10 protein-coding genes, 1 tRNA gene and 1 pseudogene are annotated in these 12,499 nt (G+C 74.4%); 7 read left to right on the forward strand and 5 right to left on the reverse strand.

Going from position 1 to position 12,499, the window contains the following annotated elements; genetic code table 11:
- The first annotated feature begins 28 nt into the window (after positions 1 to 28).
- Positions 29 to 1,363 carry an NAD(P)/FAD-dependent oxidoreductase gene (locus ACN27B_RS14340; RefSeq protein ID WP_091581952.1) on the forward strand — a complete coding sequence of 445 codons (1,335 nt, stop codon included), beginning with the start codon at positions 29 to 31 and terminating at the stop codon, positions 1,361 to 1,363.
- A gap of 55 nt (positions 1,364 to 1,418) precedes the next feature.
- Here the strand turns inward: ACN27B_RS14340 and ACN27B_RS14345 are convergent, their stop codons facing one another.
- Positions 1,419 to 3,257, reverse strand: a complete 1,839-nt coding sequence (locus ACN27B_RS14345; RefSeq protein ID WP_422745394.1) for a hypothetical protein — start codon at positions 3,255 to 3,257, stop codon at positions 1,419 to 1,421.
- Between the two features lie 90 nt (positions 3,258 to 3,347).
- On the opposite strand from ACN27B_RS14345, the gene ACN27B_RS14350 reads away from it, so the two are divergent.
- From ACN27B_RS14350 to ACN27B_RS14365, 4 genes are all read left to right on the forward strand, one after another.
- Positions 3,348 to 3,428, forward strand: a tRNA-Leu gene (locus tag ACN27B_RS14350).
- Positions 3,429 to 3,535: 107 nt separating this feature from the next.
- Positions 3,536 to 4,369 (forward strand): Bax inhibitor-1/YccA family protein, encoded by an 834-nt coding sequence (locus ACN27B_RS14355; protein WP_091581944.1) that lies wholly within the window; start codon positions 3,536 to 3,538, stop codon positions 4,367 to 4,369.
- Positions 4,370 to 4,494: 125 nt separating this feature from the next.
- Entirely contained in the window at positions 4,495 to 5,253 is a 759-nt protein-coding gene (locus ACN27B_RS14360; protein WP_396822373.1) for a Bax inhibitor-1/YccA family protein, read from the forward strand.
- 17 nt (positions 5,254 to 5,270) lie between these two features.
- The gene (locus ACN27B_RS14365; RefSeq protein ID WP_091581936.1) at positions 5,271 to 5,591 is read left to right on the forward strand and encodes a hypothetical protein; all 321 of its coding nucleotides are present in this window, start codon (positions 5,271 to 5,273) and stop codon (positions 5,589 to 5,591) included.
- A gap of 178 nt (positions 5,592 to 5,769) precedes the next feature.
- Here the strand turns inward: ACN27B_RS14365 and ACN27B_RS14370 are convergent, their stop codons facing one another.
- From ACN27B_RS14370 to ACN27B_RS14385, 4 genes and pseudogenes are all read right to left on the reverse strand, one after another.
- A complete protein-coding gene (locus ACN27B_RS14370; protein ID WP_422745397.1) occupies positions 5,770 to 7,254 on the reverse strand; it encodes a CHAD domain-containing protein in 1,485 nt (494 codons plus the stop codon).
- Positions 7,255 to 7,294: 40 nt separating this feature from the next.
- A complete protein-coding gene (locus ACN27B_RS14375) occupies positions 7,295 to 8,557 on the reverse strand; it encodes an acetyl-CoA C-acetyltransferase (protein ID WP_422745399.1) in 1,263 nt (420 codons plus the stop codon).
- A 58-nt stretch (positions 8,558 to 8,615) separates the two neighbouring features.
- Positions 8,616 to 9,431 (reverse strand): SGNH/GDSL hydrolase family protein, encoded by an 816-nt coding sequence (locus ACN27B_RS14380; protein ID WP_099162534.1) that lies wholly within the window; start codon positions 9,429 to 9,431, stop codon positions 8,616 to 8,618.
- Positions 9,428 to 10,512 (reverse strand): annotated as a pseudogene (locus tag ACN27B_RS14385) (SGNH/GDSL hydrolase family protein). Before ACN27B_RS14385 ends, ACN27B_RS14380 begins: the two are co-directional and overlap by 4 nt.
- A 140-nt stretch (positions 10,513 to 10,652) precedes the next feature.
- On the opposite strand from ACN27B_RS14385, the gene ACN27B_RS14390 reads away from it, so the two are divergent.
- Both ACN27B_RS14390 and ACN27B_RS14395 read left to right on the forward strand, forming a co-directional pair.
- Positions 10,653 to 11,009, forward strand: coding sequence for a YkvA family protein (locus tag ACN27B_RS14390; RefSeq protein WP_099162532.1), 357 nt, complete (start codon positions 10,653 to 10,655; stop codon positions 11,007 to 11,009).
- 76 nt (positions 11,010 to 11,085) lie between these two features.
- On the forward strand, positions 11,086 to 12,456 hold the full coding sequence (locus tag ACN27B_RS14395; RefSeq protein WP_091581914.1) for a cystathionine beta-synthase: 1,371 nt from the start codon (positions 11,086 to 11,088) through the stop codon (positions 12,454 to 12,456).
- Positions 12,457 to 12,499: the final 43 nt, after the last annotated feature.

Consider the following 12,499-nt stretch of genomic DNA (forward strand, 5'->3'; position numbering starts at 1 on the left):
CGGAGCCCCCCGGGGAAAGATAGATGACGTGAATCCGAAGCGGATCCTTGTCGTGGGTGCCGGGCACGTGGGCCTGTACGCCGCTCTGCGCCTGTCCAAGAAGCTGAGCTCCCGTGAGGCCGAGGTCGTCGTCGTCGACCCCCAGCCGCACATGACGTACCAGCCGTTCCTCCCGGAGGCTTCGGCGGGCAACATCTCCCCGCGGCACGCCGTGGTGCCGTTGCGGCGGGAGTTGCGCAAGTGCACCGTGGTGGCCGGCACGGTCACCCGGATCGACCACGACCGGATGACCGCCGTGGTGCAGCCGATCAGCGGCCCGGCCCGGGAGATCCCGTACGACCACGTGGTGGTCGCCCCCGGCTCGGTGTCCCGCACCCTGCCGATCCCCGGCCTGCACGAGAACGGCATCGGGTTCAAGACCATCGGTGAGGCCATCTTCCTGCGCAACCACGTGCTGGACCGGCTCGACGTGGCGGCCGCCACGACCGACCCGGCAGTCCGCAGCCGTGCGCTGACGTTCACCTTCGTGGGCGGTGGTTACGCCGGCATCGAGGCACTCGCCGAGATGGAGGACATGGCCCGCGACGCGCTGCGCTACTACCCGGAGCTGAAGCCCGAGGAGATGCGCTGGGTGCTGGTCGAGGCCACCAACCGGGTGCTGCCCGAGGTCGACCGGGACATGGGCGCCTACACGGTGCAGCAGCTGCTGAAGCGCAACATGGACATCCGGCTGGACACCCGGCTGGAGTCGTGCGTCGACGGCATCGTGAAGCTCTCCGACGGCGACAGCTTCCCGTCCGACACCATCGTCTGGACGGCCGGCGTGAAGCCGTCGCCGATGCTGGACGCGACCGACTTCCCGCGCGACGAGCGGCGCCGGATCACCTGCCGGCCGACGCTGCAGGTGGTGGACGGCGACCGGGTGGTCGAGGGCGCGTGGAGCGCCGGCGACTGCGCCGCGGTGCCGGACCTGACCAAGGAGCCGGGCAACTTCTGCTCGCCGAGCGCGCAGCACGCGGTGCGGCAGGCCGCCCGGATGGCCGACAACATCGCGAACGTGATCCGCGGGCGCGAGCCGGTCGACTACAAGCACAAGCACGCCGGCAGCGTGGCCAGCCTCGGCCTGCACAAGGGCGTGGCGCAGGTCTACGGCGTGAAGATGACCGGTTGGCCGGCGTGGTTCATGCACCGGACGTACCACATGTCGCGGATCCCCTCGTTCAACCGCAAGGTCCGCGTGGTGGTCGACTGGTCGCTGGCGTTCTTCCTCAAGCGTGAGGTGGTCGCGCTGGGCCAGCTGCACGACCCGCGCGAGGAGTTCGCCGAGGCGTCCGCCCCGCCGGTCGGCGCGGCACGCGTCTGATCGACAACGGAAAGGGCCCTTCCCGTACGGGAGGGGCCCTTCGCCGTGTCCGGGGTCAGAACCGCCAGGTCCACGCGTCGGCGATCCGGGTGCCGGGGCCGAAGAGCTGTTCCAGGGTGCGGCGCAGCAGTTCCGCGTGCGGCGCGTCGTCGGTCACCGCGACGCAGGACGCGCCCCAGGAATCGACGTCCCGGGCGGCCTGCCGGCGGTGCCGGTCACCGACCGCCGGCGCCACGCCGCGCCGGGCCACGTCGGCCAGCAGGGCCGAGGTGGGCCGCTGCCAGGTGCCCATGGTGGCCGTGCCGCCCTCGCCGTACGGGCCGATGAAGAAGCCCTCCGGCATGCCGAAGGCGACGTCGGTGGCGGTGGCCCAGCGCATCGGCCACGGGTCCTTCGGGGTGGCCGTGGGCACCGGCACCAGCACCCCGCCGGGGCGGACGCACTGCCGCCAGTGGCCGCCGGTGACGAACTCGGGCAGCGCCGGCCGGTCGACGGTGGGCAGGGGGGTGGGGAAGATGCTGAGCAGGGCGGCGCCGACCGCGACCGGGACCAGTCGGCGGGCGGGACCGGAGTCGTGTCGGGCCCGGTGCACGGCGAGCGTGAGCAGGGTGCCGACCAGCGGCAGCACCACCAGCGCGAAGCGCATCGGCAGCGCGCCGTCCACCACCGGCAGGCCGGCCAGCAGCGCGTACGGGCCGGGCAGGCCGGTCCGCTCCCCGCCGACCACGACCTCCGGGCCGAGCGCGAGCGCGGCCGCCACCAGCCCCGCGGCCACCACGGCGACCACCAGCGCGCGGCGGCCCAGCCAGACCGCACAGCCGATGGTGACCAGCAGCAGCGGCCAGCCCAGGAACGTGGTGAACTCGGCCGGACCGGTGGTCAGCCGGACCGCCTCCGGGCTGCCGAACACCGTCAGCGCGGAGAGCCGGGTCCAGCCGGTGAGGTCGGCGGAGAAGTAGGCCGGGGGGAACATTCCGTCCGCGACGCCCTGCGGCCCGGCGAACTGCACCCAGAGCGGGTACGCCAGCACCACCAGCGCCAGCCCGCCGGCGCAGAGCAGACCGCCGGCGAAGGTGGGCAGCGCCCGCCGGAGCAGGTCCCGGTCGGCCATCCCGTACGCCACGGCCATGACCGCCAGGGTGAGCGCGGCGAGGAAGAGCACCTCCTCGCCGACGAAGACCTGGACGGTGGCCACGACGGCCAGCCCGACCACGGAGGAGGCCGCTCGCCGCCGGTCCGGCCCGTCCGGGCGCCCGGCCGGATCGGCGGCGCGCAGCAGCCGGACCACCAGCCAGACCAGTACCGGGACCAGCCACTGCGCGGTCATGTGCAGGTGGCCGTTGCTCTGCGAGACCATGCCCGGGCCGAAGCCGCAGACGGCCGCGCCGAGCGCGGCGGCGAGCGGGCCGGCCCGCAGCGTGCGGGTGAGCAGCAGGTGCCAGGCGAACGCGGTGCCGGCCATGTTCCCGGCGACCAGCAGGGCGAACGTGACCGGCGCGCCGAACGCCACAGTGACCGGGGCGAGCAGCACACCGAGCGCGACGACCGAGGTGTTGGCCATCAGGTTCACCCCGTCCGGCGCGTTCAACCGGTCGGTGACCAGGCTGAACTCGCCGTGCAGGGCGCGCGCGTCGAGCGCCAGGAACCACTCGTACAGGGTCTGGTCGGCCGGGTTGAGGGCGAGCATCCGGGTGCCGGGCGACGGCCACAGGCCGTGGGTGAGCCAGCCGGCGAGCGCCACGAACAGGAACCCGACGACCAGGTCCGCCCGGTGCCGCCGGACGGCGGCCCGTAGCCGGGTCGCCCGGCTCCCGCCGGCCCGCGCGGGGTGGACCGCCTGGTCACGGTCGGGCCCGGGGGCCGTGCGGGCGGCGCTGCTCACGGCGTCGACCATATCGGCCGGGCCCGCCGGGGTACGCCGGGCGGCGGCGCAGCCGCTACGGTGAGATCTGCACCCGCGCGTGTCGGCGCGCCGGTGTCACCCGCCCGGGTGGTGGAACGGCAGACACGGCCGCCTTAAAAGCGGCTGCCGCAAGGCGTGCGGGTTCGACCCCCGCCCCGGGCACGAACTCTCAGCTTTCCCACAGCTTGGCGCGATGTGCCGTGTTGTCGGCCCGTCTACCCTGGAGACGCACGTCTACGTGCGATCGACCTCTGAGGGAGGCCTGAGAAGTGAAGACCTCGAACCCGGTGCTCGCCCGGCTCGGCCAGGCGGCCGAGCGTGAGCGGGCGGCCGGGTACGCCCAGCCCGGGCCGTACGGTCAGCCCGGATACCCCCAGCAGTACCCGCCGCAGCAGCCCTACCCGGGCGGCTACGGCCAGCCGGTGGCCCCGCCCGCCGTGACCCCGATGACCCTCGACGACGTCGTCGTCAAGACGGTCCTCATGCTCGCCCTCCTCGGGGCCTCGGCCGCCGCGGCCTGGGTGCTCGTGCCGGACGCGCTGGTCGGCGTGGCCTGGATCGGCGCGGCCGTGGTCGGCCTGGTGCTCGGTCTGATCATCTCGTTCTCCCGGATGGCCAACCCGGCGCTCGTGGTGGCGTACTCGATCATCGAGGGCGTCTTCGTCGGCATGGTCAGCAAGGCCTTCGAGACGCTCTACGACGGCATCGTGCTCCAGGCCGTGGTCGCCACCTTCGGCGTCTTCTTCCTGATGGCGATGATCTACAAGGCGCGGATCATCCGGGCCACCCCGAAGTTCGCCCGGATCATGGTGGCGGTGATCGCCGGCCTGTTCGGCGTGATGCTGGTCAACCTGGTGCTGTCGCTGTTCGGCGTCAACACGCACCTGCGCGACGGCAGCCCGCTGGCCATCGGTTTCAGCCTGGTCTGCATCGTGGTGGCGTCGCTGAGCTTCGTGCTCAACTTCGCCGACATCGAGGAGGGGGTCCGGATGGGCCTCCCGCAGCGCTACGCCTGGACCGCCGCGTTCGGCATCGTGGTCGGCCTGGTGTGGCTCTACATCGAGATCCTGCGGCTGCTCAGCTACTTCCAGGGCGACGACTGACCGTCCCGCCCGTCCCGCGACGCCCGCCTGCCGCTCCCGCGGCGGCGGGCGTCGCCGTTTTCCCGTCCCCACCGGCCCACCCGGGGCAGAGTGGGATCCGGGTACGTCGGCGGGAGGAGGCCACGGTGCGCAGTGCCAACCCGGTGCTCGACCGGCTGGACGACGTCGGTCGCACCGAGCGGCAGGTGCTCGGCGTCGAGGCCGGCGACGCGATGACCGTGGCCGACGTGGTCGCCCGGACGGTGGGCCTGCTGCTGCTCACCGGGGTCACCGCGGCGGTGGCCTGGTTCGTGGTGCCGCAGGCCGCGTGGATCTCGGCGGCGCTGGCCGGCAGCGCCCTGGCCAGCCTCGCCCTGGTGCTGGTCATCTCGCTCAAGCAGATCACCAACCCGCCGCTCATCGTCGGGTACGCGGTGCTCCAGGGACTGCTGCTCGGGGTGGCGAGCCGGGCGTTCGAGCTGGTCTACCCGGGCATCGTGGCGCAGGCCGTGGTCGGCACGTTCGGCGTCTTCCTCGGCATGGCCCTGCTCTACCGGGCCCGGCTGATCCGGGCCACCCCACGGCTGGCCCGGCTGGTCATCGGCACGCTCGTCGGGATCGTGGCGCTCGGCCTGGTCAACCTGCTCGCGTACCTGTTCACCGGGCGGCAGGGGGTGGCGGTCTACAGCCTCAGCGGCCGGGTGGGCTGGTTGCCGTACGTCTTCTCCGTGGTGGCGATCATCGCGGGCGCGCTCGGCTTCGTCCTCGACTTCGACCTGGTCGAACGGTCCGTCCGCAACCGGCTGCCCCGCCGCTACGCCTGGTACTGCGCGTTCGGCCTGCTGGTCGGCCTGATCTTCCTGTACTGGCAGATCCTCCGCCTGCTCAGCTACGTGCGCCGCTGACCGTAAACTGTGCGGCGATGAGCGCAGCGGAACTGGACCGGGCGGTGACCCTGCTGGTCCGACAGGTCGGGCACTGGCAGCAGCCGCGCTGGTCGGCGCCGGCCGAGGGGGGCAACGTGTCCCGGGCCGACCTGGTGCACAAGCTGGTCCAGGAGATCGCCAACCTGGCCGCCGACACCGCCGGCGAGCCGCGCCGCGACGTGCCCCGACTGCCCAGCGACCTGGCCCTGCCCGACCAACTCCGGGTGGTCGCCGCCGACCTGGCCCTGGCCGGTCCACCGGAGCCCGTGCTGGCCGACGCCGCCGCCGCGGTGACCCGCACCCGCGCCACACTCTGATCGCCGTTCCGGGTGACCCGGCGCGCTTGCCGGACGGTCGCCGGTCAGTGGGCGCACGAGTCGCGCGCGGCCGCGCGGCGTCGGGACCGCGGTCGAACCGAGTCGTTTCCGATATCAGCTCGAAAGGCACCGAGAAGCGGGAGCGCCTCCTCCCGCGCCGGCTCTGCACCGGCCCCGGTCATCCCCGCAGCCAGCGGCGGACCTTGCGCCGTCGGGCCCGGTCCCGCGCCCGGATCACCGCCGGCCGGTCGTGCCCGGCGGCCTCGGCCTGCCGGGCGTGCAGCAGGCCGTAGGTGAACGTGTTCTCGCCCTCGGCGTACGCCTGGAAGGCCTGCCGCCGCAGCACCTCCCGGGTCACCACCGAGTCCTGGTGCGTGCCGAGCAGGTCCTGGAGCGCCTTGAGCCGCTTGACCAGCCGGGCGGCCGGCTTGCCCACGGCGGGCTCGCGGACCTCGACCGCGTACCGGGCCGCCTTGTACTTCTTGCGCGCCTCGTGCAGCGCGAAGTCCCCGGCCGGCCCGGCGACGGCCGACGCCGCGTCCAGCCGGTCGTCGGCGCGGCGCAGGGCGCGGCGGATCCGACGGTCCACCCAGCGGCGGTCGACCTCGCCGGCCGGGGTCTCGACCAGCCGGTCCAGCCGGGCCAGCAGCTCGGGGTAGCGGTCGGAGTCCAGGGCCGCCCGCAGCGCGGTGCTCGACCGGGCCAGCTCGGCGGCGAACCGCTCGCCGATGCGCGCGGGGACCGGGCCGAGCACCAGCTCGTCCGGCAGCTCGTGCACCGCCGTGTCGAGCCGGGCGGCCATCACCTGCACGTCGCGTACCCGGCCCAGCTCACCGCCGAGCCAGCGCAGCTCGGCGCGGACCGCCTCGCTCTCCCGCCGGCCCCAGAGGCCGCGGAACGTGCGCAGCGTGGCCCGCAGCCGGCGGACCGCCACCCGCATGTCGTGGACCGCGTCCTCGTCGCCCTGGTACGCCGCCGCGTGGTTGCCGACCAACGCGTCCCGCTGCGCCCGGGCGTACCCGAGGACCGGCCCCGCCGCGCCCTCGGGCGCGCGGTCGTCGAAGCGGGCGAGCCGCGCGGCGACGGCGCGGTGGGACTTGCTGACCGGCACCTCGCGGGCGCCGGCCGCGCGCAACCGTTCCGCCACCGCGTCGAGCAGCCCGTCGTCGCCGTCGACCAGCTCGACCTCGATCTCGTGCCAGGTCTGCGTGGTGCCGTCCACCAGGTCCTCGGACCGGACGTCGTCCTCGGCCACCTCGGCCAGCACCCGACCGTCCGCGTCCCGCAGCCGCCGCTCCCGACGGTGGTTCACGACCCGGGCGGCCGGGGCGACCGGCCGGCCCCGGGACGCGCCCCGGATCAGCGCGACCAGCTCGGCGGGCGGCCCGGCGTCGGACTCCCCGGCCGGGAACTGGTGTTCGACGCGTGCGCCGCCGACCGCGCCCACCTTGAGGTGCCAGCCGGCGTCGTGCCCGCCGGTACGGCTCCGCAGCGCGTGCCCGCTGCGCAGCAGCCGCAGGTCGTCGGTGTCCCAGTAGACCGCGTCCAGATCCGAGACGGTGGCGTCGGACATGGTCACGACGCCACCGCACCCGGTCAGGTCGGGCAGCCGGAAACCCTCGTCGCCGGAGTACTTGCGCTCGCGTTCCACGACGGTCGCCATGCGGCCTCCCGTACCCGGCCCGCCCTCCGGCGAACCGGACTCAGCTCAGTCGTTCGAGCACCATCGCCATGCCCTGGCCGCCGCCGACGCACATGGTCTCCAGACCGATGGTCTTGTCGTGCCACTCCAGCGCGTTGAGCAGGGTGCCGGTGATCCGGGCTCCGGTCATGCCGAACGGGTGGCCGACGGCGATCGCGCCGCCCATCACGTTCAGCTTCTCCTCCGGGATGCCCAACTGCCGGTACGAGGGGATCACCTGGGCGGCGAACGCCTCGTTGATCTCGACCAGGTCGACGTCGTCGATGGTCATGCCGGCCCGCCGGAGCGCCTGCTTCGACGCCTCGACCGGGCCCAGGCCCATGATCTCCGGGGAGAGCGCGGTGACACCGGTGGAGACGATCCGGGCCAGCGGGGTGAGCCCCAGCTCGGACGCCCGCTCCGCGCTCATGATCACCACGGCGGCGGCGCCGTCGTTCAGCGGGCAGCAGTTGCCGGCGGTGATCCGGCCGTCCGGGCGGAACACCGGCTTCAGGCCGGACACGGCCTCCCGGGTCACCCCGGGACGCGGGCCGTCGTCGGTGCCGACCACGGTGCCGTCCGGCGTGGTGACCGGGGTGATCTCCCGGGCCCAGAAGCCGTCCGCGATCGCCTTCTCCGCCAGGTTCTGGCTACGGACGCCGAACGCGTCCATGTCCTCGCGGGTCACGTCGTACACCTGGGCCAGGTTCTCCGCGGTCTGACCCATGGTGAGGTAGATGTCCGGCAGCTGGCCGGCCTCCCGCGGGTCGGTCCACACCTCGGCGCCGGCCTGGGTGCGGGCCTGCGACCGCTCGCGCGCCTCGGCGAAGCGCGGGTTCTCCCAGCCGCCGCCGACCAGCGCCTGCGCCTCCGGCGGCAGGGTGTCGGAGTTGCCCCGGGCGTACCGGGAGACCATCTCCACACCGGCGGAGACGAACACGTCGCCCTCGCCGGCCCGGATCGCGTGCATCGCCATCCGGGTGGTCTGCAGCGACGAGGCGCAGTAGCGGGTCAGCGTGGCGCCGGGCAGGCCGTCCAGGCCCAGCAGGGTGGACACCACCCGGGCCATGTTGAAGCCCTGCTCGCCGCCGGGCAGGCCGCACCCCAGGTAGAGGTCGTCGATGGTGGTGGGATCGAGCCCCGGGACCTTGTCGAGGGCGGCCTGGACGATGGTGGCGGCGAGGTCGTCCGGGCGGACCTCCCGCAGGGAACCCTTGAACGCGCGGCCGATGGGGGACCGGGCGGTGGCGACGATGACGGCGTCGCGGGGCGACTCAATCGGCATGAACCAACGTTAACCCGCGGGTAACTTGCCGTGGAAGCCGCGCGGCGGGCGGGAAATGTCACCCCGCCGGCGGGCGGCGGTGATGGCGGAACGCGACCGCCGCGGCGGCCTCGACCGCCGGGAGCAGCGCGTGCGCCCAGACCCGGTAGCCGTCGGCGGACGGGTGGAAGCCGTCGTGGCAGAGCGTTCCGGCATCGGCCCGGAACACCGGGCCGGTCTCGGTGCCCAGGTCGACCACGGTGCCGCCGGCGTCCAGCACGGCGGACGTCTGGGCGCGGGCCATCCGCCGACCGGACCAGGCGAGCACCTGGCGCAGCGGGGCGGCGACGGCGCGGACCGCGCCGAGGTCGGGACAGGTGCCCACCACGACCTCGACGTGCGCCTCCCGCAGCCGGCGCACCGCCGAGCCGAGGTAGGCCGCCGCGTCGGCCGGGCGGGCCAGCGCGGTCGCGTCGTTCGCGCCGATCAGGACCACCGCCACGTCGGGGCGCTCACCGAGCAGGGCCCGGGCCACCTGGGTGGCCAGGTCGGTGGCGCGGGACCCGGAGACCCCGACGCTGGACAGGTGCACCCGGCGGCCGGTCGGCCCCTCGGCGAGCAGGTGGGCGAGCTGACCGCCGATGGTCTCGTCGAACCGGTCGACCCCCACGCCGAGCGCCGACGAGTCGCCGAGCAGCACCAGACGCAGCGGTGGCGCGTCGGCCCGGCCGACCGTGGCGCGCAGCACCAGCCCCAGCTCGGGCTGGGCGTACTCGCGGGTGCGGGCGGCGATCGCCTGGCCGGCGAGGACCGCCGCGCCGCCGACCGTGCCGGCCAGCAGCGACAGGGCCGCGGCCCGGCCCCACCGGGCCGCCGTCTGATCCGGTCCGCTCATGCCCTCACCTCCCGGTGTCCGACGTGGCGCTCGCTCATGCCGTTCCCTCCAGCGTGGCCGAGTCGGCGGCGGTGCCGGTCGAGGGCACCGCGCCGACGCCGAAGAAGGCCCGCCGCCGCAGCTGCGCCCACCGCCCACCGGGCCCGCGGTCGCGACCCCGCAGCTGGGCGCCGCTGACCTCGGTGCCGGCGTGCCGGGCCGCCTCGTGGGCCGCCTCCGGGAGCGACCGTACGCCTTCCGCGCCGGCGAGCGAAGGGCGGCGTTCGGGGACGGCCCCGAGCGCGGACAGCACGGTCGGCAGCAGCGCCGCCGCCGCGACCGCGTAGCCCTCGGCGGAGGGGTGGAACCGGTCCCACGCGAACATCCGGCCGGGCTCGGCGGCGAACCGTGGCCCCAACAGGTCGCCGAGGGAGACCGTCCGGCCGCCCGCCTCGACCACCGCCACCGTCTGGGCGGCGGCGAGCTGGCGGCTCCAGCGCCGGGCCAGCCACCGCAGCGGCGGCTGGATCGGCCGGATCGTGCCGAGGTCGGGGCAGGTGCCCACGACGACCTCGCAGCCGGCGGCGCGCAACGTGCGGACCGCGTCGACCAGGTAGCGCACGGCCAGCGCCGGCGGCGTGCGGTTGGTGACGTCGTTGCCGCCGACCAGCACCACGGCCACGTCCGGCTCGACCTCCAGCGCGGACTCCACCTGCGGCTTCAGCCCGGCCGACAGGGCGCCCACCACGGCGAACCGGTGCAGCCGGACCGGGCGGTGCAGTCGCCGGGACAGGCCGGTGGCCAGCAGCGAGCCGGGCGTCTCCCGGCGGCGGTGCACGCCGTAGCCGGCGGCCGACGAGTCGCCGAGGACGACCATGGTGACCGGCGGGCCGGGGAGCTTCGCGCCGTAGACGCCGTCGCAGCGGGGCGGCGGGGCCTCGGCCATCGGGATGGTGCGGCGGGCCTGCCGGGCCTGCCCGAGCAGCACCCCGCCGGTGGCGGCCGTGGCCGCCACCGTGGCGCCCGTGCCGATCGCCGCGAGGCGGGCGATCTGCCGGGCGCGCTGCCAGCGGACCGGCGCGACGGAACCAGCGTCCCCCATGAGCCGACAGTATCGCGCCGGTACGACCCCCGCTTCCCGTGATCGGGAGGCTGGGCGGGTGCCCGTCTGGGTACTCCGGGGACAGCGGACGCGGGCTTGCCCCGGGGCCGCACCCTGGTCGGACGGAGAGGGGCGGAGACATGGGGAAGACGTTGAAGCGGAGCGCCGCGTTCGCCGCGCTGGCCCGGGCACTGGCGGCGGGCGCGCGCGGCGGGCCGTCACTGGGCGCCCGGCTGGCGGCGCTGCCGCGGATGATCCGGGCGACCGCCCGGGGCGAGTACGACGGCGGTGTCCGCCTGGCCCTGATGGCCGGCGCGGCGGCGTACGTGGTCTCCCCGATCGACCTGCTGCCGGAGATCCCGCTGGCGATCTTCGGGCTGGCCGACGACGCGGTGATGGTCACCTGGCTGGCCGGCAGCGTGCTCGCCGAGACCGAACGGTTCCTGGAGTGGGAGGCACGTCGCAGCTCCGTCGTCCCCGGGCACGTGGTGCCCTGACGGCACGTACGCTGGGCGGCGAACTGACGGCTGACCGGCCGCCCCACGACGGCGGCGCAACGAAGGGCACAACGAGGTGCAGTACTACGACAACGTCGTCGAGCTGATCGGCAACACCCCGCTGGTACGCCTGCGCAACGTCACCGAGGGCATCCAGGCGACCGTGCTGGCGAAGGTGGAATACGTCAACCCGGGCGGATCGGTCAAGGACCGGATCGCGCTGCGCATGGTCGAGGACGCCGAGAAGGCCGGCATCCTCGGGCCCGGCGGCACGATCGTGGAGCCGACCAGCGGCAACACCGGTGTCGGGCTGGCCCTGGTGGCCCAGCTCCGGGGCTACCGGTGCGTGTTCGTCTGCCCGGACAAGGTCAGCCAGGACAAGCAGGACGTGCTGCGGGCGTACGGCGCCGAGGTGGTGGTCTGCCCGACCGCCGTCGCGCCGGAGGACCCGCGCTCCTACTACAACGTCTCCGACCGGCTGGCCCGGGAGATCCCCGGCGCGTGGAAGCCCAACCAGTACAGCAACCCGGCCAACCCGCGCTCGCACTACGAGACCACCGGGCCGGAGCTGTGGCGGCAGACCGAGGGGAAGATCACCCACTTCGTGGCCGGTGTCGGCACCGGCGGCACGATCTCGGGCATCGGCCGCTACCTGAAGGAGGCGTCCGAGGGGCGGGTCCGGGTGATCGGCGCGGACCCGGAGGGCTCGGTCTACTCCGGCGGCACCGGCCGGCCCTACCTGGTCGAGGGCGTCGGCGAGGACTTCTGGCCGGAGACGTACGACCGCTCGATCGCGGACGAGATCGTCGAGGTGTCGGACAAGGAGTCCTTCGAGATGACCCGCCGGCTGGCCCGCGAGGAGGGGCTGCTGGTCGGCGGCTCCTGCGGCATGGCCGTGGTGGGCGCGCTGGAGGTGGCCCGCAAGGCCGGCCCGGACGACGTGGTCGTGGTGCTGCTGCCGGACGGCGGCCGGGGCTACCTGTCCAAGATCTTCAACGACGGGTGGATGGCCCGGTACGGCTTCCTGGACGACTCGGGCACCGAGCCGACCGTGGCCGACGCGCTCGCCGGCAAGCCGGGCGGCCTGCCCGAGCTGGTGCACGTCCACCCGACCGAGACGGTCCGCGACGCCATCGACTACATGCGCGAATACGGTGTCTCCCAGCTCCCGGTGCTCAAGGCCGAGCCGCCGGTGGTGACCGGCGAGGTAGCCGGTTCGATCGCCGAGCGGGACCTGCTCGACGCGCTCTTCACCGGCCAGGCCCACCTGCACGACACGATCGAGCGGCACATGGGCGAGCCGCTGCCGATGATCGGCGGCGGGCAGCCGGTCAGCGAGGCGGTGGGGCTGCTGGAGAAGGCCGACGCGGCGCTGGTGCTGGTCGACGGCAAGCCGAAGGGCGTGCTCACCCGGCAGGACCTGCTCGCCCACCTCGGCGCCCGCTGAGCTGTAAGGAAGGGCCCCTTCTTAACGCCTGGCGTAGCGGAAG

The organism is Micromonospora sp. WMMD754, assembly GCF_049315235.1.
GTDB classification, from domain to species: domain Bacteria; phylum Actinomycetota; class Actinomycetes; order Mycobacteriales; family Micromonosporaceae; genus Micromonospora; species Micromonospora sediminicola.